At 57.8% G+C, this 22,369-nt stretch carries 22 protein-coding genes; 16 read left to right on the top strand and 6 right to left on the bottom strand.

Annotated features, from left to right (window positions below; translation table 11 throughout):
* Positions 1 to 102 precede the first annotated feature (102 nt).
* Positions 103 to 3,066 carry an excinuclease ABC subunit UvrA gene (uvrA, locus tag RSQ48_RS16505; protein WP_415302362.1) on the bottom strand — a complete coding sequence of 988 codons (2,964 nt, stop codon included), beginning with the start codon at positions 3,064 to 3,066 and terminating at the stop codon, positions 103 to 105.
* Positions 3,067 to 3,177: 111 nt separating this feature from the next.
* Between uvrA and RSQ48_RS16500 the strand changes: the two genes are divergently transcribed.
* Together RSQ48_RS16500 and ssb are read left to right on the top strand one after the other, a co-directional pair.
* Positions 3,178 to 4,389 carry an MFS transporter gene (locus RSQ48_RS16500; RefSeq protein WP_003805292.1) on the top strand — a complete coding sequence of 404 codons (1,212 nt, stop codon included), beginning with the start codon at positions 3,178 to 3,180 and terminating at the stop codon, positions 4,387 to 4,389.
* Positions 4,390 to 4,647: 258 nt separating this feature from the next.
* A complete protein-coding gene (gene ssb / locus RSQ48_RS16495) occupies positions 4,648 to 5,160 on the top strand; it encodes a single-stranded DNA-binding protein (protein ID WP_059318076.1) in 513 nt (170 codons plus the stop codon).
* Between the two features lie 250 nt (positions 5,161 to 5,410).
* Here the strand turns inward: ssb and RSQ48_RS16490 are convergent, their stop codons facing one another.
* Together RSQ48_RS16490 and RSQ48_RS16485 are read right to left on the bottom strand one after the other, a co-directional pair.
* Positions 5,411 to 6,634, bottom strand: a complete 1,224-nt coding sequence (locus RSQ48_RS16490) for an MFS transporter (protein WP_003805288.1) — start codon at positions 6,632 to 6,634, stop codon at positions 5,411 to 5,413.
* Complete coding sequence (locus RSQ48_RS16485) at positions 6,618 to 7,160, bottom strand: Chromate resistance protein ChrB (protein ID WP_415301997.1); 543 nt, start codon at positions 7,158 to 7,160, stop codon at positions 6,618 to 6,620. The genes RSQ48_RS16490 and RSQ48_RS16485 overlap by 17 nt, the downstream gene beginning before the upstream one ends.
* A 544-nt stretch (positions 7,161 to 7,704) precedes the next feature.
* On the opposite strand from RSQ48_RS16485, the gene RSQ48_RS16480 reads away from it, so the two are divergent.
* Positions 7,705 to 8,253 carry a ferritin-like domain-containing protein gene (locus RSQ48_RS16480; RefSeq protein WP_059318077.1) on the top strand — a complete coding sequence of 183 codons (549 nt, stop codon included), beginning with the start codon at positions 7,705 to 7,707 and terminating at the stop codon, positions 8,251 to 8,253.
* A 320-nt stretch (positions 8,254 to 8,573) separates the two neighbouring features.
* Here the strand turns inward: RSQ48_RS16480 and RSQ48_RS16475 are convergent, their stop codons facing one another.
* Both RSQ48_RS16475 and RSQ48_RS16470 read right to left on the bottom strand, forming a co-directional pair.
* Positions 8,574 to 9,281 (bottom strand): GntR family transcriptional regulator, encoded by a 708-nt coding sequence (locus tag RSQ48_RS16475; RefSeq protein WP_003805280.1) that lies wholly within the window; start codon positions 9,279 to 9,281, stop codon positions 8,574 to 8,576.
* Between the two features lie 95 nt (positions 9,282 to 9,376).
* On the bottom strand, positions 9,377 to 10,117 hold the full coding sequence (locus RSQ48_RS16470) for a TSUP family transporter (protein WP_059318078.1): 741 nt from the start codon (positions 10,115 to 10,117) through the stop codon (positions 9,377 to 9,379).
* A 170-nt stretch (positions 10,118 to 10,287) separates the two neighbouring features.
* Here RSQ48_RS16470 and RSQ48_RS16465 point away from each other — a divergent pair, with 170 nt between their 5' ends.
* The 6 genes from RSQ48_RS16465 to RSQ48_RS16440 all read left to right on the top strand — a co-directional run bounded on the left by RSQ48_RS16465 (position 10,288) and on the right by RSQ48_RS16440 (position 17,229).
* Entirely contained in the window at positions 10,288 to 11,805 is a 1,518-nt protein-coding gene (locus RSQ48_RS16465; RefSeq protein ID WP_003805276.1) for a hypothetical protein, read from the top strand.
* 5 nt (positions 11,806 to 11,810) lie between these two features.
* Positions 11,811 to 13,283, top strand: a complete 1,473-nt coding sequence (locus tag RSQ48_RS16460; protein WP_301606159.1) for a gamma-glutamyltransferase family protein — start codon at positions 11,811 to 11,813, stop codon at positions 13,281 to 13,283.
* 124 nt (positions 13,284 to 13,407) lie between these two features.
* Complete coding sequence (locus RSQ48_RS16455; RefSeq protein WP_003805271.1) at positions 13,408 to 14,142, top strand: TenA family transcriptional regulator; 735 nt, start codon at positions 13,408 to 13,410, stop codon at positions 14,140 to 14,142.
* A 60-nt stretch (positions 14,143 to 14,202) separates the two neighbouring features.
* Positions 14,203 to 15,663, top strand: coding sequence for an aldehyde dehydrogenase family protein (locus RSQ48_RS16450; protein WP_059318080.1), 1,461 nt, complete (start codon positions 14,203 to 14,205; stop codon positions 15,661 to 15,663).
* A 31-nt stretch (positions 15,664 to 15,694) separates the two neighbouring features.
* A complete protein-coding gene (locus RSQ48_RS16445) occupies positions 15,695 to 16,174 on the top strand; it encodes a GlcG/HbpS family heme-binding protein (protein ID WP_415301996.1) in 480 nt (159 codons plus the stop codon).
* A 20-nt stretch (positions 16,175 to 16,194) separates the two neighbouring features.
* Positions 16,195 to 17,229: a 2Fe-2S iron-sulfur cluster-binding protein gene (locus tag RSQ48_RS16440; RefSeq protein WP_415301995.1), complete on the top strand. Its 1,035-nt coding sequence runs from the start codon at positions 16,195 to 16,197 to the stop codon at positions 17,227 to 17,229.
* Here RSQ48_RS16440 and RSQ48_RS16435 read toward each other — a convergent pair.
* The gene (locus RSQ48_RS16435) at positions 17,226 to 17,417 is read right to left on the bottom strand and encodes a hypothetical protein (RefSeq protein ID WP_003805263.1); all 192 of its coding nucleotides are present in this window, start codon (positions 17,415 to 17,417) and stop codon (positions 17,226 to 17,228) included. The two genes, RSQ48_RS16440 and RSQ48_RS16435, sit on opposite strands and share 4 nt — an antisense overlap.
* Before the next feature lie 200 nt (positions 17,418 to 17,617).
* On the opposite strand from RSQ48_RS16435, the gene RSQ48_RS16430 reads away from it, so the two are divergent.
* From RSQ48_RS16430 to RSQ48_RS16400, 7 genes are all read left to right on the top strand, one after another.
* Positions 17,618 to 17,926: a 2Fe-2S iron-sulfur cluster-binding protein gene (locus tag RSQ48_RS16430; protein ID WP_003805261.1), complete on the top strand. Its 309-nt coding sequence runs from the start codon at positions 17,618 to 17,620 to the stop codon at positions 17,924 to 17,926.
* On the top strand, positions 17,926 to 18,270 hold the full coding sequence (locus RSQ48_RS16425) for a hypothetical protein (protein ID WP_059318082.1): 345 nt from the start codon (positions 17,926 to 17,928) through the stop codon (positions 18,268 to 18,270). The genes RSQ48_RS16430 and RSQ48_RS16425 overlap by 1 nt, the downstream gene beginning before the upstream one ends.
* Before the next feature lie 11 nt (positions 18,271 to 18,281).
* Complete coding sequence (locus RSQ48_RS16420) at positions 18,282 to 18,560, top strand: 2Fe-2S iron-sulfur cluster-binding protein (RefSeq protein ID WP_003805258.1); 279 nt, start codon at positions 18,282 to 18,284, stop codon at positions 18,558 to 18,560.
* A gap of 12 nt (positions 18,561 to 18,572) precedes the next feature.
* Positions 18,573 to 19,517 (top strand): ornithine cyclodeaminase family protein, encoded by a 945-nt coding sequence (locus RSQ48_RS16415; protein WP_219235340.1) that lies wholly within the window; start codon positions 18,573 to 18,575, stop codon positions 19,515 to 19,517.
* Positions 19,518 to 19,559: 42 nt separating this feature from the next.
* Positions 19,560 to 19,910, top strand: a complete 351-nt coding sequence (locus RSQ48_RS16410) for a hypothetical protein (protein ID WP_003805256.1) — start codon at positions 19,560 to 19,562, stop codon at positions 19,908 to 19,910.
* Between the two features lie 249 nt (positions 19,911 to 20,159).
* Positions 20,160 to 21,182 carry a Nif3-like dinuclear metal center hexameric protein gene (locus RSQ48_RS16405; RefSeq protein ID WP_059318325.1) on the top strand — a complete coding sequence of 341 codons (1,023 nt, stop codon included), beginning with the start codon at positions 20,160 to 20,162 and terminating at the stop codon, positions 21,180 to 21,182.
* A gap of 26 nt (positions 21,183 to 21,208) precedes the next feature.
* Positions 21,209 to 22,315: a hypothetical protein gene (locus tag RSQ48_RS16400; RefSeq protein ID WP_059318084.1), complete on the top strand. Its 1,107-nt coding sequence runs from the start codon at positions 21,209 to 21,211 to the stop codon at positions 22,313 to 22,315.
* Positions 22,316 to 22,369 lie beyond the last annotated feature (54 nt).

Below are 22,369 nucleotides of genomic sequence, written 5' to 3'. Positions count from 1 at the left end.
CAGGAGGCACGGCCGTAGAAACCGCTTTAATGGCCCAGGATGCGGCGAATGAGCGGTCTTTAAGCCTGGATCTCTGGTGGTAGCGTCCTGCGAAGCAGGACCTTAGCGCTGCAACAAAGGCTTCAGATAGCGCCCGGTATGGCTTTGTTCACAGGCGGCAACCGTTTCCGGGGTGCCTTGCACCACAATCTGTCCACCGCCCTGGCCGCCTTCCGGCCCCATGTCCACAAGCCAGTCAGCGGTCTTGATGACATCCAGGTTGTGTTCAATGACAACCACGCTATTGCCAGACTCGACCAGCTTGTCCAACACGTCCAACAAGACGGCAATATCCTGAAAGTGCAGGCCGGTGGTCGGCTCGTCCAGCACGTACAAGGTTTGGCCGGTACTGCGTTTGGACAGCTCCAGTGACAATTTCACTCGTTGAGCCTCACCCCCGGACAGAGTGGTCGCGCTTTGACCCAGACGTATATAGGACAGCCCTACATCGATCAGAGTGCTTAGTTTGCGGGCCACTGCGGGGACCGCATCAAAATACTCCAGCGCCTGCTCAACGGTCAGATCCAGCACTTCGCTGATATTGCGACCCCGGTAGCGGATATCCAGGGTTTCGCGGTTGTAGCGACGGCCCTGGCAGACATCACAAGGCACGTAGACGTCGGGCAGAAAGTGCATCTCGACCTTGACCACGCCATCGCCCTGGCAAGCCTCGCAGCGACCGCCCTTGACGTTAAAAGAGAAGCGACCCGGGTCGTAGCCGCGCAGGCGAGCCTCGGGCACACTGGCAAACAGCTCGCGAATAGCGGTGAACATGCCGGTGTACGTGGCTGGGTTACTGCGCGGAGTACGGCCAATCGGTGTTTGGTCCACCGTGATGATCTTGTCGAAATGTTCCAGCCCTTCCATGCGGTCATAGGGGGCAGGTTCGGCGTGGGCGCGATGCAGCAGATGCGAGAAAGCCGTGGCCAGGGTGTCGTTGATGAGGGTGGATTTGCCGGAGCCGGATACCCCGGTAATGCAAACCAGCCGGCCTGCAGGAATCGCCAGATCCACCGATTTCAGATTATTGCCGCTGGCGCCGTACAAGCGCAGCCAGTTCAGGCTGTCATCCACTGGACGGCGTTTGGGAATGGCAATTTTCCGTTGCCCGGACAGGTACTGCCCGGTCATCGAGGCCGGGTTGCTGGCCAGCTCTGTGGGAGAGCCCTGAGCGGTGATCTGTCCGCCGTGTTCGCCTGCGCCCGGGCCCATATCAATGACGTAGTCGGCGCTGCGGATCATGTCCTCGTCGTGTTCGACCACAATCACGCTATTGCCCAGGTCCCGCAGGTGTTGCAGGGTCTGGATCAGCTTGTCGTTATCGCGCTGATGCAGGCCAATCGAGGGCTCATCCAAAACGTACATTACCCCGGTCAGGCCGGAGCCGATCTGGCTGGCCAGACGAATACGCTGCGCCTCGCCACCCGAGATGGTGTCGGCACTGCGGTCCAGAGACAGGTAGTTCAGACCCACATTGTTCAGAAACTCCAGCCGCAGGCGGATTTCACGCACGATACGGTCGGCAATCTCTTTTTTTGCCCCTGTTAACGAAAGGTGCTCGAACCAGGCCAGGCAGTCAGACAAAGCCAGGGCTTCGACTTCATAGATGGCCAGACCCTTGGCCTGTCCTTGAGTTGTGGCGCTTGCCTGTGCGCACTGCGCAGTATTTTCAGGCAATTTGTCGACGTTGCGGGCTGCTGGGCTGGCAGGCGCGGCGCCTGCCTGATGCTTGCATTCTGTGGGATGGTGAACCGGGTCGTCCCCAATACGGACGTGACGCGCTTCCAGACGCAGGCGTGCACCATGGCAGGCTGGGCAGGTCTGGGTGCGACGCAGCTTGTTCAGTTCCTCGCGCACAGCGCTGGAATCGGTTTCCGCCCAGCGACGTTGCAGATTGGGAATCACACCTTCAAAGGGGTGAGTTTTCACCGTGGTGCGACCTTTCTCGTTCAAATAGAGAAAAGGAATTTCCTCAGCGCCGGAGCCATACAGCACGGTGTGGCGCAGTTCGTCGGGCAGGGACTCGAAGGGTGCGTCGATATCAAAGTGATAATGGGCTGCCAGGCTGGTCAGCAGGGTATAGGTAAAGGCATTGCGTCTATCCCAGCCCGCTATCGCACCGCCGGCCAGGCTCAGTTCCGGGAAAGCGACAACGCGTTCCGGGTCGAACACATCGACTTGACCCAAACCGTTGCATTCCGGGCAGGCGCCGGCCGGATTGTTGAAGCTGAACAGGCGCGGTTCCAGCTCGGGCAGGGAGTAAACACAGACCGGGCAGGCGTAGTGGCTGGAATAGGGCTGTTCCCGACCGGTGTCCAGATTGACCACCAGGCAGCGCCCATTGCTGGTGGACAGGGCGGTTTCCAGGCTTTCTGCCAGACGTTGCTGGCTGTCGGGCCGGATACGCAGCCGGTCTATCACCAGGTCCAGATCATGAGCCTGCTCAGCATCGAGCGCCGGCAGATCTTCAATGCTGGAGATTTCCCCATCGACCCGTACCCGCACAAAGCCTTGGGCCTGCAAGCCACGCAGTTCCAGTTGCAAATCGCCTACCCGGGCGCGGTGCAGGGGAGCCAGCACAGCGATACGGGTTTCTGGTTCCCATTGCAGAATCTGGTCTACCATCTGGCTCACGCTATGGGCCTGCAGTGCCAGATGGTGGTCCGGGCAGTAAGGTGTGCCGACGCGCGCGTACAATAGGCGCAAATAATCGTGGATCTCGGTTGTGGTACCGACTGTCGAGCGCGGGTTATGGCCCGCCGCCTTTTGTTCGATGGCAATGGCCGGCGATAAGCCTTCGATCAGGTCGACATCGGGTTTGTCCATCAGTTGCAGAAACTGGCGTGCATAAGCGGACAGGCTTTCCACATAGCGCCGCTGGCCCTCGGCATACAAAGTGTCGAAGGCAAGAGAGGATTTCCCAGAACCGGACAGCCCCGTCAGCACGACCAACTGGTGGCGTGGCAGGTCTACGGAGACATTTTTCAGGTTGTGGGTACGGGCACCACGAATGCGGATGGCTTCCATCGCTTTATTTAGGCTTGTCAAAAGGCAACTTGCTACTATAGCGCGTTGCGTCAGAATTTATGTGAATGGGTAACGGGGCTCCTTGGCAGCCCAGTTGTGACAGAGTATTAAATGAGTACACATCAAACCATGAATACGGCCGGCTCGCGCCCAGCACGCCTGAGTCTGACCCGGCAGGAACGCAAGGCCAGCATCCTGCTTGCTTTGTTGTTTGCCTCTCGGATGCTGGGCCTGTTTTTGCTTACCCCCGTGTTCGCTGTTGCCGCGCACGCGTTGCCAGGCGGCAATGATGCCGCCCGCGTCGGCCTTGCTCTGGGGGCCTATGGCCTGACACAGGCCGTGTTGCAGATTCCCTTGGGCATGGCTTCGGACCGCTTTGGCCGTCGTCCGGTGATTGTCATTGGCATGGCGCTGTTTGTGATTGGCGGGGTGATCTCGGCCCTGGCGCAACATATCGACTGGGTGACAGTCGGGCGGTGTATCCAGGGTTTGGGGGCGGTTTCGGCCGCTATTTCCGCTTGGGTGGCTGACTCCACGCGCCCTGAGGTACGGACGCGTGCAATGGCCATGGTGGGCGGCTCGATTGGTCTGTCTTTTGCCGTATCGCTGGTTCTTTCCCCAGTTCTGGTGGGACAATTCGGACTGTCAGGCTTGTTCTGGGCGATCAGTTTGCTGGGTTTTGTCTGTCTGTTGATCGCGGCTTTTGCTGTGCCCAGCGCCCCTAAAGCGCCCGCTTCGATTGTGCGGGTCACGGCTGGGCAGGTCTTGCGTCATATGGATTTGTTACGCCTGAATTTTGGGGTGTTCTGTCTGCACTTTATCCTGATGTCTTTGTTCATCGTGGTGCCGGGTATTCTGGCTACCTTGGGCGGTTATGGAACGCAGGATTTATGGAAGGTGTACCTGCCCGTCATCCTGGTGTCCTTTGTACTGATGGTGCCGGCGGTGTTCTGGACCGAGACTCGCAAGCGCCATAAGCAAGCGTTGGAACTGGCTGTGTTGCTGTTGATCGTGGTACTGGCTGTCATGCCGTGGGCACGCGATGCGTTGGTGCCCATGGTGGCTGCATTGACCTTGTTTTTCATTGGTTTTAACGTGCTGGAAGCCTTGCAGCCGTCTTTGGTCTCGCGTGTGGCACCGCCCGAATATAAGGGCTTGGCGCTGGGTTTTTACAACACCTCTCAGTCCCTGGGCGTATTTGCGGGTGGGCTGGTCGGGGGCGTCCTGGCGGGTCGTGGGCAAATCCAATGGGTGTTGTGGACGGGTGCCGCCCTGGCCGTGCTCTGGCTACTGACGGCGCGTGGGTTCAAAGACAAATACTGAAAGGCGGTGTTGGTTACGCCTGTGCAACAAGCGGGCGGGCAGGCGCCTGTAAGGTGACCGGATGGGCCCAGGTAGCAAGAGCTGGGCATGGCAGCGACAGGGTTGGGCTGCAGAGCCTGACAGGCCTTTCAAGGTGTCGTACGGGGATGGTCGGCATGGGCAAAACAGTCTCGCCGGCAGCCGCGTGGGAGTGTTAATTAAGGCACGAATCCACGATAATACGGCTTGATATTGAAATTTTGACTACAGGATTTTTTCATGGCATCGGTAAATAAAGTCATTCTGGTGGGCAATCTTGGCCGTGACCCAGAAGTACGCTACAGCGCGGAAGGTTCGGCCATCTGCAATATTTCCATTGCCACGACTTCGCAGTGGAAAGACCGTACCTCCGGCGAACGCCGCGAGGAAACGGAATGGCACCGCGTGGTGTTCTACAACCGCCTGGCTGAAATTGCCGGTGAGTACCTTCGCAAAGGCCGTCCCGTCTACGTGGAAGGTCGTCTGCGTACCCGTAAATGGACGGGTCAGGACGGACAGGAACGCTTCACGACTGAAATCATTGCCGAGCAAATGCAAATGCTGGGTGGTCGTGATGGTGGCGGCGAGATGGGTGGTGGCAGCATGGGCGGTGGCGAATATGGCGGTGGTGCGCCGGCTCCTCAGCGCGCTCAGCGTCCTGCTCCTGCGCAGCAGGCACCGCAACAGGCCCCCCGCAACCCCGCACCCATGTCGGATAATCTGGCCGATATGGATGACGACATTCCGTTCTAATTCCCAGCAGCCTTCAGGCTCAGAAACCCTGGTTAGCAGCGTGCGGGCCAGGGTTTTTTTGTGGGTCGTCGTCGACGAGGTCGACGGTTCGCAATGAGGCAGGGCCCCGTTTGACGCCCTGGCTGCGCAGTCCCGACTCGCGTGGCGAAAACCAGTGAGCCGTTGAGGGTAGGTAGCTAGCTCCAACCCGTTGGGCGGCACGGTGGGCAGAACCCGAGTCTGCGTTTGCTGCATCGTCTCAGGCGGCGTTTTAAAAGTGTCCTTGGGCAGAGCGCCGTAGGGCGATCAGACCAGCTCCCGTCAAGACGGCAAAGAGTGCGCCAGCGGCAAATGTCCCCTGAAAGCCGATGGAGTCCCACAGCAGGCCCGCAATCACACTGGCCAGCAGCAGTGCAATGCCGGTTAGCAGGTGGAACAGGCCAAAGGCAGTGCCGCGTAGTTCGGCGGGGGCGCTGTCAGCGATCAGTACATTGAACAGGCCCTGAGTAAATCCCATGTGCAGCCCCCACAGCGCTACCCCTAAACCGAGGCCAAACAGGCCGGGGACGAAGGCTAGAATCAGGTCTGCTGCAATCAGCAAGGCCACGCCGATCAGGAGCAGATCGGTTTTACGCATGCGGTCGGACAGGACACCGGCAGGGTAGGCAGACAGCGAGAAGGCCACACTCATCAGGACCAGCACGGCTGGGGCCCACATGGGTGGCAGTCCGCTGGATTCGCCGCGCAGAATCAGGAAGGCTTCGCTAAAACGGGCCAGGGTAAAGGCCAGACCAATCACGATTACCCACCAGTAACGGGAGCCCAGGCGGCCTAACTCTTGCCGGTTCAGCGGCAGTGTGCGGGGGCGGTTTGTGGCGGGTAGTTTGGGTTCGCGTACAAAGAACACCAAAATAGCAAGGGCCGTAAAGGCGGGCAGGACTGCGACCCAGAAGATTAGCTGGTAGTTATTGGCCGTCCACCACATCAGTCCGATTGCCAGTAAAGGGCCGATAAATGCGCCAATGGTATCGAGCGTTTGCCGTAGGCCATAGGCTGCGCCGCGCAGTTCGGGTGGAGTGACATCGGCAACCAGAGCGTCGCGGGGGGCGCCGCGTATGCCTTTGCCAATGCGATCGACAAAACGGGCGCCGACCAGCCAGTCCAAGGAGTTCGCCAGGGGGAAAATCGGTTTGGTCAGGGCAGCCAGGCCATAGCCAATGACGGCCAGCAGCTTGCGCTTGCCAAAACGGTCGCTGAGGGCGCCGGAAAACACTTTCATGATGGAGGCTGTGGCTTCGGCAATACCTTCGATCAGGCCCACTGCCAGTACCGAGGTGCCAAGGACCGTAACCATGTAGATAGGCAGCAGGGCATGGATCAGCTCGGAGGAAATGTCCATGAACATGGACACGAAACCCAGCGCCCAGACGCTACGGTGAATGTTGGCTCGGGAGGCGAGGGCCTGGGCAGGCATGGGATCAGCGGTTTTCTTCATGGGCGTCGTAGACCATTTGGGCATAGGCTTCCAGTCGGGCCCTGCACGCTTGCAGACGCTCTTGAGCAATCTGTGCCAGGGGAGCGCCATAAAAATCCAGTTTCTGGATTTTTTCGTACCAGCTCTCCAGTTTCTTCAGGTCGGTTTCCTCTTCGTCGAGCTCGGCATAGGTGAATTTCTGAATCGATATTTCCTTGTCGATCTCGGCTTCGAAGTCCCGGCAGCGACCCAGCAGTTCCTGGTATTGATCGTTGCGCTCGTGCGTGAAGCGGGCGATCACTTTATCCTCCTGGGCTTTGTCCAGGGCAACCGTCTCTAGCAGGACACACTCGCCTTGCATGGTCGCGATGTCATTTTCCAGCACTTTCAGGCGACGCACATGCTCATCCGTTTTGGGCAGGACGCACACACCGTTTTGCAGATAAACCGCCCCCAGGCTTTTCAAGCGTCGCCACAGTGCCAGACGTTTGGCACTGGGTTCCGCAGGGACTTTGTAAATCAGTAGTATCCAGCTTCTTGAAGTCATTGTCCGCAATAAAAGTAACGGTCGATTCATATTAATAGAATCCATTGATTCTTAAAATAGGCATCGGCCTTATCTGGCCCACGAGGCCAAGGGACGCTTCCACCCTGAAAACAGCGTGCGCCTGTATCCAAGTGTTTGGTCTTGTATCTCGGCTTGAACACAATGAGGGCGTGTTCCGGCCTCTTGTGCCGGCACCCCATGTCCTGGCTAAGCCGCATGGCTCGTCAGTTTTCCGTGTTTTAGGGGTGAGTGCTTGCCAGCCCTGCTGCGTAAATCTGCCTGTGTGTCGGCTGACGCCTGCCGCCGTTTTCAGCTTTTCAAGCGCGAGAGCAGTCGCTACTATGAAACAGCCTATCCACTTTGTTCAGTTTCTTGCACGACCGGTCTCAACCACAAGCAGCGTGCAGACTTCAAACCCAGGCTTAGGTAACGTGCTTGTTCTTAACGCAAGCTCTGGTTGGTTCTGAAGTCCGTGTGTTCGTTTCCGGTTGTTGCGTGATACGGCGCCGCGCGTTCGCGGTGGGAATCAATACGGAGGAATGCAATGAGTAAGCATAAAGTTGTGACACCAAACCACGGTCCCTTTGATGTTGCCGCTATTCGCGCGGCTGCCAAGAAGTTTGTGGACGATGGGGCGGTGGCGTCCGGCTATAAGGGCAATCGCGAAGAAATCATTCAGATGCTCAATGAAGCTCTGGCCACCGAGCTAGTCTGTGTGATGCGCTACAAGCGCCACTATTTCACCGCCACCGGTTTGAACAATGAACCTATCAAAGCCGAGTTTCTGGAGCATGCCCGGCAAGAAGCCGAGCATGCCGACCGTATTGCCGAGCGGATCGTACAACTGAACGGCGAGCCAGACTTCAATCCTCAGAATCTGGTTGAACGCAGCCACGCGGAATATGACGACAGCAGTGATATTAAATCCATGATCCGTGCCAATCTGATTGCCGAGCGTATTGCCATTGAGTCCTACCGGCAGATGATTGAACGTATCGGCGACACCGACCCCACGACCCGCCAGATGCTGATTGAGATTATGGCTGTTGAGGAAGAACACGCAGATGATATGGGAGATCTGCTGGACATTTAACTGAGCTGATCATAGCCCAGCCAACCCCGGTCATTGCCGGGGTTTTTATTGTCTAATTCTGAAAAAGCAAGGCAGCGATGGGGCGAGTGGCGAGCCATGGCCGGGGAGGTGGGCACCGTCGTGACGAAGCCCCTGTGCAAGGCCAGCCTGGCACGTCGTGTGACTCAAGAGTAGGGCGTGCAGGCTGCCCACGGCACGCGCGCTGCGACTTTCAACAGTCAAATCAATGCGGACGCTGGGGCACGCGTCTTTCAGGGTCGACGAACCCTGTGCACGGGCTCAGGTCCAGCGCTGGAGGTGGAGCACGCCGACTTGATCGATCAGGGTTTCTCGCCGCTTTGGGCGTCCTGATACGCTTTGGCCGCATTATGGACATGCTGGGTGGCCAGCAGGTTGGCCAGATCACCATTGCCGGCTACGACGGCATTCAGAATCTGAGCGTGATCTTCCCAGTTTTGGCGGATGCGTTGCAAATTGCTGGGCGCAAAGAGCAATGCGGTGCGATCACGCAAGGAGCGCATCAGTTCGGTTAGCACGATATTGCCCGACATGGTGGCCAGGGTTTCATGAAATTGCCGGTTCAGGGATTTGAGCAAGTCCAGATTGCCGGCGTCCATCGCGTCGTGGCCTTGGGTCAGAATAGCTTGCAGCTTCTCGATATTGGCGGGATCGCGACGCTGGGCAGCCAGCTTTGCGTTGAGGCCTTCCAAGGTGGCGCGTACTTCAGCCATGTTGTAGGCGATCTCTGCCGACAGCACGGCCACCGAGGCACCACGGCGTGGCTCAATAGTGACCAGCCCTTCTGAGGCCAGTTCTCGCAGGGCTTCTCGTACCGGTATGCGCGAGACGCCCAGCTCGGTAGCCAGCTTGCCCTCCACCAGTCGGTCACCGGGGTGAAATTCGCCACTCAGAATGCGTTCGCGTAATTGATCACGGATGACGGCAAACAATGACGCATGCTGATCACCCAGACGACGGTTGTCTGAGCCGGTCAAGGAATGAGGAAGGCTGAAGCTGGGGATATTCATGGTACGACCTGTGCAATCGGGCAAAAGGGCCAGGCATGATTATACGGCGTGAGCGTGCTTTTCTGAATATGGTATACAGTTTGGCCCCTAAGCAATCAATTCCATAAAGTCCGTGCAATCAACGCGAGTGCGCTGAGCGAGCAGATGCCCAACAGCAGCCTGCGCATCAAGCTCAGGCTGACTTTATGGCGTAGCTGTCCTGACAACGCAAAGCCCAGCAGCATGAACGGATACAGCACGATGCTGAGCATGGCCTGCTGCAGGGTGAACAGGCCTGCCAGAATAAGCAGTAGCAGTGACAGGCTGGCGCCTAAAAATAAAATCAGACCCAGAGAAGCGCGTAGCTGTGCAGGAGCCAGATTTTGCATGGCCATGGCCAGGGCAGGGGCGCCCACCGAGGTCAGTGTGCCCATGATGCCCGATGCAATGCCGGCCAGAATCATGTTGCGCAGGGAGGGCAGGATGCGCAGGCCCCAGGCGCTCAGTGCGACGGCGGCCAGGATAGCGACCGCAAAACCCAGGTTAACGGCTTCCAGAGGCAGCTGTGTCATGCCCAGTACGGCGATGACCGAACCCACAGCACGTCCCCCTAGCGCGCAGGTCACGACATGCGGCACGATATAGGTGCGCTCTCGCAGCGCGGCCAGCAAGGAGACACTGCCACCCAGAGCCAGTAAGGGGCCAGGAACCAGTTGCGGGAAGATCAGTGCTGCAATGGGGGCCACCAGCATGGCAAAGCCAATCCCGCCTACTCCTTGCAGAAAAGCGGCCAGAACCACCAGACACGCCATCAGCAACCAGGATAGCGGGTCCACAAGATCGATTAAAGCCGCCATACCCATCCTTTTATTTGTATAAGGTATTCAATCCGGAAGTTTTACTCTTCAAACTCTCAGAGTTTTCCCCAATTTCCGGTAGATTTTTCTGATATGAAATAAAGATTGAAGATAGTATACCGTTTCAGGTGTGCTCGATAGTCAGAAAAAAGAGAAGGAAAGGGGGATACATGCAAAGCGACGTGGTGCTCAGTGCGGCGCACTGGGCTTATTTGATCAGCGTTCTGGTGATCATCATTACGATGATCTTCCGGGCCAACGTGGTGGTGCCATCCGTGATTGGCACCTTGGCCGTTGTTACCGCCATAACAGGCAGCCCGATTCAGGGCTTCATCAGCATTTTTTCAGCCAGTTTTGTGGCGGCCCAGGAACTGTTCAATATTTTCCTGGTAATTACCTTCATGACGGCGCTGCTCAATTCCTTGAAGCGCCTGGAAGCCGATGTAAAGATGGTGGCCCCCTTTCGTAAGGTCATGGTCAATAGTGGATCGTCGTTTTTGATGATTGCGGCGGCTACCTATTTCATTTCCTTGTTTTTCTGGCCTACACCTGCGGTGCCACTGGTCTCGGCCATTCTGCTTCCCGCTGCCATCGCCGCAGGCCTGCCGCCCCTGGTGGGGGCCATGGCCATTGCCATTTGCGGGCAGGGTATGGCCTTGTCGTCAGATTACATTATCGGCGTGGCTCCCGGTATCAGCGCCAAGGCGGCCGGTGTCGGTGCGGATGTGGCTGTCCTGGCAGATCGTGCGCTGGTCTTGTCCTGGATTACGGGTGGGGTCGCCCTGAGTCTGGCGTTTTTGCTGATGCGGCGTCATTTCAAACCGGCAGACAGTCGTTTGCTGGATGCCTGGATGCGACAGGCCCCGGACAGTACCTTGGATGAGGTCGAGTCCCAAGGAACGTATGACAAGGCAGAGATTGCCCGTGGCACCGCCGGGAATGAGCATACGGTGCATGTGGGGCTGACAGCCAAGGAAGAGCGTTATTCGCGCATCCTCGCCTGGGCCACGCCGCTGGCCTTTCTGGGTGTCATTGGCATCATGCTTTTGCCGCGCTTTATTCCATCCCTGCCGGTGCTGCGGGGCGGGGATGCTGCCGGTCTGGTGGGTGGCGTGGCCTTTGTGCTGATGATGATTGCCACCTGTATGGCCGAAGGCCCGCGACGTATGCTGGATACCTGCCCGGATCATATGACCGATGGTTTTGTGTTCGCGTTTCGCGCCATGGGTTCGGTCTTGCCCATTGCCGGCTTCTTCTTTCTGGGGGCTAGTGAAGCAACGTCCGCTATTTTGGGTACGCCGCTGGATCAGACGCCCAGCTTGCTGTTCGAGCTGATTTCAGCCGGTCAGCACCTGATTCCGGACAATCATTTCCTGGTGGCTTTTGGTGTGCTGCTGGTCGGTATGATCTCGGGCATTGATGGTTCGGGCTTTTCGGGCTTGCCTTTGACCGGCACCCTGGCCTCGGCTTTGAGCCCGGTCTCCGGCCTGGAAGTGGAAACCTTGGCTGCAGTAGGACAGATCGGCGCTATCTGGACGGGAGGAGGCACTCTGATTGCCTGGTCGTCATTGATTGCCGTGGCGGGTTTCGCCCGTGTACACATTCTGGATCTGGTGCGCGCGTTGACGATACCCGTGCTAAGTGGGATGGCGCTCTCGACGATCTGCGCAGTGCTGATATTTGGATGAGCGATATGGAGACGACAGCCTATCGTGCGGGCGAAAAGCAAGGGCTGGGACAGCAGTGGGCGGTGGCGGCGGGTCATCCTCTGGCTGTACGGGCAGCGCAGCGCATGCTGGAGCTCAAGGGCACTGCGGTCGATGCCGCGATTGCTGCCGATGCCGTGATGGGGGTGGTCGAACCCATGGCCACGGGTATAGGGGGCGATCTGTTGGCCATGATTGCGCCGCCAGACAGTACGCCTGTGGCCTATAACGGCAGCGGAGCAGCCCCTTTGCTGCTGACGGCTCAGCAGGTTCAGGCCTTGCCAGGAGAACGTATTCCCGAGCGCCATGTCTTGTCGATCACCACGCCGGGACTGGTGCGGGGTTGGTGGGATATGCATCAGCGTTATGGGCGCCTGGCTTGGGCAAGCCTGTTCCAGCCGGCTATCGAGGCCGCGCGGGAGGGTTTTGCCGTGGCGCCCGTGGCAGCCCGGGAATGGCACATCTTTGACTTTGTTCTACACCGTGATCCGGCCTGTGCCGCCTTATATCGTGCTGGCAATCCCCCCAAGGCGGGTGAGCGCTATGTGAATCCCGAGTTGGCGCTTGTGCTCCAAGAGATTGCCGAGCAGGGGCCAGATGCTTTTTATCTGGGGCGTCCCGCCCAGCAGGCGGAACGGGCCATGAAGCAGGTACGGGGCTTATTGCGTGCCCAGGACTTTCAGCGGCATCAGGGCTTTTTCTGTGAACCGGTGAGCACGGCTCTTGGTGAATTCAGTCTTTTTGAGTGTCCTCCCAATACACATGGCGTCGCCGTGCTGGAGGCGGTTCAGGCTGCCTGGCATCGGCCGGCCGACGAGGCGGCTGCTGAACTGGCGCTGGTTCAAGCCACTGAAGCGGCCATGGCTCAGGCTTCCCGGGTGGTGTGCGATCCGGCAGGCAACACCGTCTGCACGGTAGTGGTGGATGGACAGGGTCTGGCGGTCACGTTCATGTCCAGTATTTTCAAACGGTTTGGCTCGGGCTATGCGGTGCCCGGTTGTGGATTTGTGTTGCAAAACCGGGGGTTCGGGTTTTCCGGGCCGGGGCATGTCAATGGGCCAGGGCCAGGAAAACGGCCTTATCACACCGTCGTGCCTTCCGTAGCTTTGCGCTCCGGCCGCTTTCATATGGGCTTGGGTGTGGTGGGCGGTTTGATGCAGCCGCAGGGCCAGATCCAGATCTGGACACGTGTGCTGCGCGACGGCTGGCCGCTAGAGCGCGCTTTGTTTGCCCCACGCTGGCGTCTGGAGGCAGCGGGCAGACTGGCTTTGGAAGAGGGGTTTGATGCACATTGCGCCGCTTTCTTGCGTGGTTCGGCGTATGGACCGCCTGATAAGGGAGTCGGCGAGCTGGCAGGTCGCAGCGATTTCGGTGGCGCCCAGGCGGTCGAACGTTTGGCGGACGGCCGTTTGAAGGCCGTTTCCGATCCGCGCAAAGATGGTTGTGTCGCGCTGGGCTGAGAGCCAGGCAGGGTTATTCCCTACTTTCTAAAATAGTAGACGGTATACAATATACTTAAATAGTCCAAACCTCATCTTTCGTCGACTGCAGCAAAGGGCGACGTCTTTCAACAAGGAAACAGTCATGGAAAAACTGCTGAATCGCGATGAATTTCGCACCGCACTGGAAACCGCCATCAAGGGTAAAAGTGCCAACACCTCTCCTTTCAGCATTGCCTGGGCAACTGGCAAATTAAGCCGTGAGCATCTGGCTCGCTGGGCTGAAAACCACTATCACTATGTGGGCCCTTTTGCCGATTACCTGGGTTATCTGTATGCCCGCACTCCCGCCGAATACGTGGAAGCCAAAGACTTCTTGCTGGCCAATATGTACGAAGAGGAAATTGGTGGTGACCGCCACACCGATCTGCTGATCCGCTTTGGCGAGGCTTGCGGCACGACACGGGCCCGTATTGAAAACCCTGACAATATGAATGCCACCACGCGTGCGCTGCAGGCCTGGTGCTACGCCATTGCCATGCGTGAAGATCCGGTGGTGGCGGTTGCTGGTCTGGTGGTGGGCCTGGAGTCCCAGGTGCCTTCGATTTATCGCAAGCAAACGCCCACATTGCGCGAAAAGTACGGCTTTACCGACGAAGAGGTGGAGTTTTTCGACCTGCATATCGTGTCCGACGAGATTCATGGCGAACGCGGCTACCAGATCGTGCTGGAGCACGCCAACACCGTGGAACTGCAGCAGCGCTGCCTGCGTATCTGTGAAATTGGCGCCGAAATGCGTCTACTGTATACAACTTCCTTGTACAACGACTACGTCAAAGACGAGATCAGCCTGCAGGAATTGCAACTGGAAGCGGCCTGAGCCGGAAAGTCGGGCGGGCAGATGGGCTGCCCGCCAATCTAGAGACAAGGAAGTACAGCGGTGGAAAATCTCAAGGACGTCGTTTTCGACAATTTTATTGATGGGCAATGGCAACCCAGCCAGAGCGGACGTACGCAGCCCAATCTGAATCCGGCTGATCGGGACGATGTAGTGGGCATTTTCCCGCTGTCCACAGCGCAGGATGCGCAGGCCGCCGTGGCTGCTGCCCAGGCTGCCTTTGCCGGATGGCGGGCCACGCCGATCACCACTCGGGCACGTATCTTGAATGCAGCGGCCACGTGGCTCGATGCCAATGTGGAGCGCATTGCGCAAGGCTTGACGCGGGAAGAAGGCAAGACGCTGGCGCAAAGCAAGATGGAAGTCGGGCGCTCGGCCCAGACCCTGCGCTTTTATGCGGTTGAAGGCCAGACTTACACCGGCGAGACATTTCCCCAGGATGATGCGCAGCAACTGGTCTATACCCAGCGCGAGCCATTGGGTGTGGTGTCAGTGATTGCGCCCTGGAATTTCCCCATCTCCATCCCGGCACGCAAGATTGCCCCCGCTCTGATCACCGGGAATACCGTTGTGTTCAAGCCGTCGTCTGATACGCCCTTGACCGGCTACTACCTGTGTGAAGCCTTTGCACAAGCGGGGATTCCGGCTGGTGTGCTGAATCTGGTGCATGGCAGGGCCAGTGAAGTAGGGCCCACGCTGGTGCAATCCCCTCAGGTACGCGCTATTTCGTTTACTGGCTCGACCCAGGCGGGTGAAGACATTTGTCGTCAGGCACGTATGAGCACCCGGACCCAAATGGAGCTGGGTGGCAAGAACCCCTTGATTGTCATGGAGGACGCCGACCTGGATCTGGCCGTCAAGCTGGTGGTGCAGGGTGGCTTTTCTCTGAGTGGGCAAGCCTGCACAGGGACCAGCCGTGTGCTGGTGCATCGTCAGGTCAAAGCAGAATTCACGCGGCGCTTGGTAGAGAAAGTCAGCGCCTTGACCGTGGGTAATGGTTTGAATAGCAATCCCGATCTGGGGCCTATTGCCACCGAAAGCCAGTTGGAAAGCATTCTGGAATATGTGGCCATTGGCAAGCAGGAAGCCACCCATTTACTGGGCGGCGAACGTTTGACCGAAGGCGACTACGCACGCGGCCTGTTCATGCGCCCGGCTTTGTTTACGGACGTGACCCAGCAGATGCGTATTGCCCGTGAAGAAATTTTTGGACCCGTGATTGCCTTGCTGGAAATCGATTCCTATGAGCAGGCGTTGGCCATGGCCAACGATACCGAATACGGCTTGTCGGCTGCCATCGTGACACGCAGTGCCGAGTATGCGCATCGCTTTGCCAATGATATCGAGGCCGGGACCGTCAAGATTAACCGCACGACAACCGGCAATCTGATCAATGCTCCGTTTGGCGGGCTGAAACAGTCCAGCACGTCTACCTTCCGTGAATCCGGTCGTGCGGGTCTGGAGTTCTACACCCAGATCAAGACCGTGTATCGCGGCATCTGAATTTTATTAACCCGATTTACCGAGAAGCATTATGAAAAAGATCCTACGTCTGGAACAGCGCGAAGCGCGCTTGATGGTGGACGCGGCGATTGCCAAATCCAAAGAGATTGGTGTGCTGGAGACAGTGTGTGTGGTCGATGAGGGCGGTTATCCCATTGTGATGGAACGCATGGACGGCGCGCGTATCACGGGTGCCCAGATTGCCTGGAACAAGGCATTTACAGCGTCGGGCCATAAGCGCTCGACCCATTTGTTCACTACCGCGCCCAATGGTCCGGCCTTGCCCGGCAATGAGGCTTTCGGTATTCAGCTGAGCTTTGAGGGGCGTTTTGCCGCCTTTGTGGGTGGCTACCCCATTGTGGTCAATGGCGAAGTGATTGGGGGCATAGGCCTGAGTGGTGGTAATGGCGAGCAGGACACGGCAGCCGGGGTTGCTGGCTTGCAGGCGCTGGCCGAGGCCTTGAAGGATGAGGGTCTGGATGTATTGGTTCAGGCCGATATCAAGAAATAGTGGCATCAGGAGGACGGGTCATGGCCCATCGTGTCGATATCAAGGAAACGGGCGAGCAGTTTTGGGTAGAACCGCAGGAGACCCTCTTGCAGGCCGCCCAGCGCCAAGGCGTACGTATTTACAGCGACTGCGAGTTCGGTGGCTGTGGCACATGCCGCATTCAGGTCACTCGCGGAAAGGTGTGTTACGAGGATGACAGCCTGCCCATGAGCATTACTGATGAAGAACACGAGCAGGGCCATGCCGCCGCCTGCCAGGCTCGACTGGATGCCGATATTGAAATCAGTCTGGCTGCCCATCGTGATGAGCTGCCAGAAACTCGGCAAGTCAGGGCGCAGGTTCATCGCGTGGAGCGGGCGTGCCAGGGAATCTGGCGCTTGACCTTGCAGTTGCCCCAGGACGTGCAAGTGCAGTTTCGTCCGGGTCAGTATCTGAACATCCTGCTCGAGGACGGGCGTGCGCGCAGTTTTTCCATGGCCAATGCCGATGCGGCACAGGGTCGGATTGAACTGCATGTGCGGGAAGTGGAAGGCGGTCGTTTTACCCAGGTGCATCTGCCAGCCTTGAAGGCTGGAGACGAACTGCGACTGGAACTGCCCTTGGGCGTGTTCTATTGGCGTGAGCGAGATTGGAGGCCCATGGTCATGGTGGCCACCGGTACGGGTATTGCACCGATCAAGGCAATTCTGGAGTCCTTGCTGGACAAGGAAGATTGCCCGCCCGTGAGCCTGTACTGGGGGATGAACCGACCCGAGGATTTGTATCTGGCCCAGGAAATCGAGTCTTGGGCGGACCGCTTGTGCGAGTTCCGTTTTGTCCCGGTGCTCTCCCATGCTGACGAGAGCTGGCAAGGCGCTCGGGGCTATGTGCAACAACAGGTATGCCGGGATGAACCCGACCTGTCAGAGCATGCCATCTACTTGTGCGGCTCGCCCGTGATGATTGAGCAGGCACGTGGCCTGTTCAAGGAACATGGTGCCAATGAGCAGTTCATGTATGCCGATGCCTTCAACTTTCAGTCCGATACCCGTGCGGCAGAGCCTTCTCTTGCCTAGGCGCTGTGCGGGAGCTGATCGTGGGCCGCTTTGGGGTCGCGCTTCTTTCGGCTACCAAACAGCTCAGTGAGCGAGGGCAGATTGATGAGTGGAATACGACGGCGCAGATGCTTGCGCTGAGCCAAATGAGGCAGCAACTGCTCGCCGACGGGACGCTGCAAATAGCGACGTTCGACGGGGGTTTTCATGACAATCTCGTTTAAGGTTTTAATTGAATTAAGTATACCGCAATAGGGGTTTCTACTCAAATTGAAAGAAATTTGTGTTTAAAACTAAGGAAATCTGTTGCGGAGAAAGCGCATTTTTTGACTTGGTATACCGTTCTTGGTTTTTCAGGCGGTCAGGGCTCGCAATCCGGTCGCATCATTGGCAGCAAGCAGGAGGTCTTATGCCAACCATTACTTTTCATAAAAACGGCCAGACTCATGTGGGCGAAGTGCAGGAGAACACGAATTTGGTGGTCAGGGCGGGCATCAAGCAATTCCCCTTTCCTCATTTGACCTACGGTTGCGGCATGGGCAAGTGCGCCAAATGCGCGTGTCGTGTGCTGGACGGGGCCGAGCATCTGCCTGCCGCCAACTGGAAAGAGAAAAAGCAATTGGGTGAACGCCTGGATCAGGGCTGGCGGCTGGCCTGCCAGTTGTGGATTACGCAGGACATTGTTCTGGAGCAGGCTGAAATGCAGGAGGTGCAGTGATGTATGTGGTACTGACCAGCAAGCCGGGGGAATATCGCACGGAGCCGGGTGTGGGTGTGGAGACGGTGGCAGCGTATGAATACCATTTTCAGGGACGTTTCAAAGCGGTGTTTGCCATCGCGCGCATTCAGGAAGGGTCGCGCGTGCGTATTGTGGAAGAGACGCCCAACGGCACGATCAATGACATTCCTACCCGGCAAATGGAAAAGTTTGCAACCGCCGAGCAGGCTTATGAAGAGCTGGCCGGGCTGACGCAGTTTGGCAGCATCCAGGCCGAGTTGCGTCAGTGTCAGGCCGTCGGTCACCAGGCTGGGGACCAGACCCCGGCACAGCAGCAATCCTGAGGTAGCAGAATATGGTTCAGATTACATTTGCATCGAACAATGACTTAGTGGTGTCCGCCGCAGAAAACAGCAACTTGCTGCGGGTCTCAATCCGGGAGCGGGGCGGTATACCGTTCAAGTGCGGAGGAGGCATTTGCGGGACTTGCAAATGCCGTATTACCGAAGGACTGGACAATACGGATGAGGTCAAGGCCAAAGAACACAAGCATTTGTCGGAGCAGGACCTGGCAGAGGGCTTTCGCATGGCGTGCCAGACCTTTGTTCGTGGCGATGTCACGGTGAGCTGGTAAGAGGAGTCGCCCATGCTGCATTTGACCGATCAGCAACTCCATGAACTGCTTGACGCTGCCGCCGTGCAGGGTGTGCTGGAGCAGGCCTTTCTGGAGTTTGGACAGGGGCGCGCGGCCCAGCAGCGTCGTGTGCGCACGCAGGTGGGGGAGACGCGTCTGTCCACCCTGGGGGCGGTCATACCAAGCCAACAGGTGGCAGGGGCCAAGATCTACACGACGGTGCGGGGCGCGTTCAACTTTGTCATCGTGTTGTTTGATGCACTCAGTGGTCAGGCCTTGGCCACGCTGGAGGCCGGTGCGATTACGCAATGGCGCACAGCAGCCTGTTCGGTGTTGGCGGCGCGTCGGGGTGCCAACCCTCAAGCCCAAACCCTGGGCGTGCTGGGTCTGGGCGCTCAAGGGATCGCGCATGCCATGCAGTTTTGTCAGGCTTTTGACGTGCGTCGGCTTCTGGTCTGGAGCCCGAATGTGAACGAGGAGCGTTGTCGCAAGCTGGAGCTGGAATGCGGTGTACCGGTGCGTGCCATGCGTCCTGAGGAGATCGCCGTACAGGCGGACATTCTGGTGACGGCCAGCCGGAGTCGGGAGCCCCTGTTTGATGGACGCACACTCAAGCCCGGCTGCTTTGTGGCGGCGGTCGGTTCCAGTTTGCCGGTTGCGCGGGAGCTGGACGATGCCTGTCTGGAGCGGGCGGGCACGGTTGTGGTGGAGTGGGGGGAGCAGACACTGGCTGAGGCTGGAGACTTGATTCTGGCGGCACCGGACTGTGGTATCCACGGCAAGTTGTGCGAGCTCAGCGATTGGTTGCAATTAGACCCGGGTCAGGGCTACGACGCACAGGGTATTTGCGTGTATAAATCAGTGGGTGTGGCAATTGAGGATATTGCGGTCGCTGGCCTGGCGTATCGCCGTTATCAGCTTGGCAAGGCGGCCCAGGAGGTCGTTGCTGCACACTGAAAAACGACAATAATTCAAGCATGTTGGGGGTAGGCAATGGGAATGGCAGGCTTTTCTTCTATAGGCGAATTCAAGCAGGCGCTGACCCGGGATTACAACCGCATCAATAGCAGTATTTTTGCATCTGGTGTCGTGACACTGAAAATAGATGTAACGGATGACAGGATCAGCATGTTGGCGGTGCACAAGCGTCAGCCCGCTTTGCAGACCCTGAGCCGGGAAAATGCGCATATTGCGGATCTGGCCGATCTGTATTTGATCAAGGCCTTCAAAAAGGAGATGAAGCAGGTTTTGGTGGAAGAGTACGGGTTGGATGTTGTGGCCATCTTCAAGGACTACGATGCCGTCGCGCAGTTGTCTTCCACCATGGTGTTGTTGCAAAAAGGAGTGTGAATGCAGTGGCGGTGGTGTGAGCTGCCGCCCTGAATTCCAAATCGATAAAAAGAAGCTGACTGGTAGACAGTCTTGTTGTCCTTCCTTCTGAAGCCGGATGTTCTGTGTGCATCGGGCTGTGGAGCCGGGTTCAGGCCGTGACAGGCCTGCTTCGGGGAAGTTGCCGACAGGAAGTGCTTGCATACCGCCGGCCTCGGGCACTGGGAATTCCCAGGGCCGGAGGCCGGCTTTTTATTTGGAGACAAAATCATGGCCTATGTAGCCGATTTGCTAGATGCATTGAATGTAATCACAGGGGGACGCATGGTGTCCTGTATGGATGAGGTCAAGTGCGGCCATCATCCCTTCGTGATCTGGAAGTCCTCGGGGATTTACGGTAAGGAAGTCTTGGAGATACCCGGCTTGATTCATGGTGATCCCAACAAGGAAGTGCGCAAGGTGGCAGTGTGCATGACCATGTCCGAGCTAAGTATTGAGCTGGCTGGCGCTACGGGTGTGGATGCCATTGTCGCGCACCACCCGATTGCCGATGCGGCCAGTTGTGGGGGCGTGACCTTGAAGGATTATCTGGACCTGTACGGCGTGGCGGCGCTGGAATGCCACGAGGCGTTTCACGGCCTGCATCCGGGTATTGCGTATCTGCATGGTCACAAAGTCGTAAAAAGCGATATCGCCTACGGGGCCATTCATGGCAATGTCATGTTCGTGGGTGAACCCTTGGAGGAGGTCAGCACCTTGGGCGATATGCTCGATCGCCTGGACGGATTCATGGGTCTGGATCTGGAGGATCAACTATTGCAGGCGGAACGTCGCATCAAGGGCAACGAGAGCATTCTGGAGACCAGCACCCTGACCCGCGGCGCGATTCGTCTGGGGGAACGCAGCAGCCGGGTGGGTCGCATTTTGCATATTTTCCCCCATACCGGTTTCAGCCCCGAACATTTGCGCCAGGCGGTGGCCGAGAATCCGGGGGTGGATACGGTACTGGCGTCGATCAGCCGGGTTTATGACGGTCATGCACTGATTGAGTGTGCTCGGGAGCTGGGCCTGAATTTCCTGGTGGGTAACAGTCATGTGCTGGAAATTCTGGAAAATGGGCTGCCGCTGGCTTATGCCTTGAGCGCCTTGCTCGAGGGTGTCGAGGTGGTGATGTTCCGTGACCGGGTCACCTCCACACCCGTGCATCAGGTAGGAGGCGCCCGCTTGCGCGACTACGCCCAGCACTTTTCGACCGCCCATCTGATGGGCAAGAACGTGTTGAGCTTCCAGTAGGTCCAGCTTCCTGAACGGAGAGAGACATGGATAACAAAACAATAGAAATCGACAAAGTAGTGCATGTAGCGCCTGCGGGACGTCGTCCTTTGGAGCGTATTGAGGCAGTCGGCCTGGGCTTGTTGATCCTGGCCATGCTGACGCTGTTTTTCTATCCCGCTACCTTGTCCGGTGCCTTTGATACCGTGCTCAACAAGGTCAAACCGGTCGTGGTGGATGTGTTCTTGACCGGACAGGTGGGGGTGGCGGTCATTATCAGCGTCATCATTGGACGCCTGCTGGAGCGCCTGGGTTTTACCGACGCCATGATGCGGGTCTTTATGCCCGCCATGCGCGCTATCGGGATCAATCCAGCGGTGATTATTCCCAGTGTGTACAACATTTTTGGCGACATCAACGCGGCTGGCCGTATCTCGGGACCTTTGTTGCGCCAGGCCGGAGCCACCAAGGACGAGCAGAAGATTGCAGTGGCCACGATGGTGCAGTCCCAACAGTCGTTCTCGACCTTCATGTTGGGCATGATGGCGCTGACCTTTGCGGGGGTCAATGTCTTTGCCGTGGTGCTGATTGCGATCTTCGGTCCTTTGCTGCTGTCCCCCCTGCTGTTGTCACGCCTGGTCTACCGCAATGTTCGTTCGGTGGATTTACTCGCGGCCCCCCGCTTTACGCCGAATATCGATTTTGCGCCCATGTTGTTCAAGGCGGCCCGGGAAGGGGTAGAGCTCTTGCTGTTGATTCTGATCCCGGCAGTGGCTCTGGTGTTTTGCGTCATTGGCCTGCTTGAGCATATCGGCGTCTGGGCGCCGATCAGTGCGGTGCTTGAGCGTGGTTTGCTGGCCTTGAACATTCACCCTGAAACCGGTTTGCTGGCCATGCTGGTCAGCCCTACCCTGGCGATGGGCAAATTGCAGGCGATTGCCTCGACCCTGGACCCGTCGTTGGTGGTGGGCTCGTTTGTACTGGCGTCCTCCGGCTTGCCCTTGTCTGCGGTCTTTGGGCAGATTCCCGTGGTCTGGGCCGAATGCTCGGATCTGAATGAAAAGGAGGTCATGGTAGCGGCTGTTTTGGGCATCGTGATGCGCTTGCTGACTGCGGTGGTGCTGGCTGTGTTCCTGACGCCTTTGATTGTCTGAAATCCTGTTTGTTGTTCCCCCACTTTCGGAGCGCTGATGTTGGCGCTCTTTTTT

Origin of the sequence: Alcaligenes sp. SJTW-7 (genome assembly GCF_047716895.1) — a bacterium.
GTDB lineage: Bacteria > Pseudomonadota > Gammaproteobacteria > Burkholderiales > Burkholderiaceae_B > Alcaligenes > Alcaligenes ammonioxydans.
This window is presented reverse-complemented; position numbering and strand designations above follow the sequence as displayed.

Bases quoted from the DNA above. Each gene is read 5' to 3' on its own strand.
- uvrA (WP_415302362.1), bottom strand. From the start codon at position 3,066: ATGGAAGCCATCCGCATTCGTGGTGCCCGTACCCACAACCTGAAAAAT.
- RSQ48_RS16500 (WP_003805292.1), top strand. From the start codon at position 3,178: ATGAGTACACATCAAACCATGAATACGGCCGGCTCGCGCCCAGCACGC.
- ssb (WP_059318076.1), top strand. From the start codon at position 4,648: ATGGCATCGGTAAATAAAGTCATTCTGGTGGGCAATCTTGGCCGTGAC.
- RSQ48_RS16490 (WP_003805288.1), bottom strand. From the start codon at position 6,634: ATGAAGAAAACCGCTGATCCCATGCCTGCCCAGGCCCTCGCCTCCCGA.
- RSQ48_RS16485 (WP_415301997.1), bottom strand. From the start codon at position 7,160: ATGACTTCAAGAAGCTGGATACTACTGATTTACAAAGTCCCTGCGGAA.
- RSQ48_RS16480 (WP_059318077.1), top strand. From the start codon at position 7,705: ATGAGTAAGCATAAAGTTGTGACACCAAACCACGGTCCCTTTGATGTT.
- RSQ48_RS16475 (WP_003805280.1), bottom strand. From the start codon at position 9,281: ATGAATATCCCCAGCTTCAGCCTTCCTCATTCCTTGACCGGCTCAGAC.
- RSQ48_RS16470 (WP_059318078.1), bottom strand. From the start codon at position 10,117: ATGGCGGCTTTAATCGATCTTGTGGACCCGCTATCCTGGTTGCTGATG.
- RSQ48_RS16465 (WP_003805276.1), top strand. From the start codon at position 10,288: ATGCAAAGCGACGTGGTGCTCAGTGCGGCGCACTGGGCTTATTTGATC.
- RSQ48_RS16460 (WP_301606159.1), top strand. From the start codon at position 11,811: ATGGAGACGACAGCCTATCGTGCGGGCGAAAAGCAAGGGCTGGGACAG.
- RSQ48_RS16455 (WP_003805271.1), top strand. From the start codon at position 13,408: ATGGAAAAACTGCTGAATCGCGATGAATTTCGCACCGCACTGGAAACC.
- RSQ48_RS16445 (WP_415301996.1), top strand. From the start codon at position 15,695: ATGAAAAAGATCCTACGTCTGGAACAGCGCGAAGCGCGCTTGATGGTG.
- RSQ48_RS16440 (WP_415301995.1), top strand. From the start codon at position 16,195: ATGGCCCATCGTGTCGATATCAAGGAAACGGGCGAGCAGTTTTGGGTA.
- RSQ48_RS16435 (WP_003805263.1), bottom strand. From the start codon at position 17,417: ATGAAAACCCCCGTCGAACGTCGCTATTTGCAGCGTCCCGTCGGCGAG.
- RSQ48_RS16430 (WP_003805261.1), top strand. From the start codon at position 17,618: ATGCCAACCATTACTTTTCATAAAAACGGCCAGACTCATGTGGGCGAA.
- RSQ48_RS16425 (WP_059318082.1), top strand. From the start codon at position 17,926: ATGTATGTGGTACTGACCAGCAAGCCGGGGGAATATCGCACGGAGCCG.
- RSQ48_RS16420 (WP_003805258.1), top strand. From the start codon at position 18,282: ATGGTTCAGATTACATTTGCATCGAACAATGACTTAGTGGTGTCCGCC.
- RSQ48_RS16415 (WP_219235340.1), top strand. From the start codon at position 18,573: ATGCTGCATTTGACCGATCAGCAACTCCATGAACTGCTTGACGCTGCC.
- RSQ48_RS16410 (WP_003805256.1), top strand. From the start codon at position 19,560: ATGGCAGGCTTTTCTTCTATAGGCGAATTCAAGCAGGCGCTGACCCGG.
- RSQ48_RS16405 (WP_059318325.1), top strand. From the start codon at position 20,160: ATGGCCTATGTAGCCGATTTGCTAGATGCATTGAATGTAATCACAGGG.
- RSQ48_RS16400 (WP_059318084.1), top strand. From the start codon at position 21,209: ATGGATAACAAAACAATAGAAATCGACAAAGTAGTGCATGTAGCGCCT.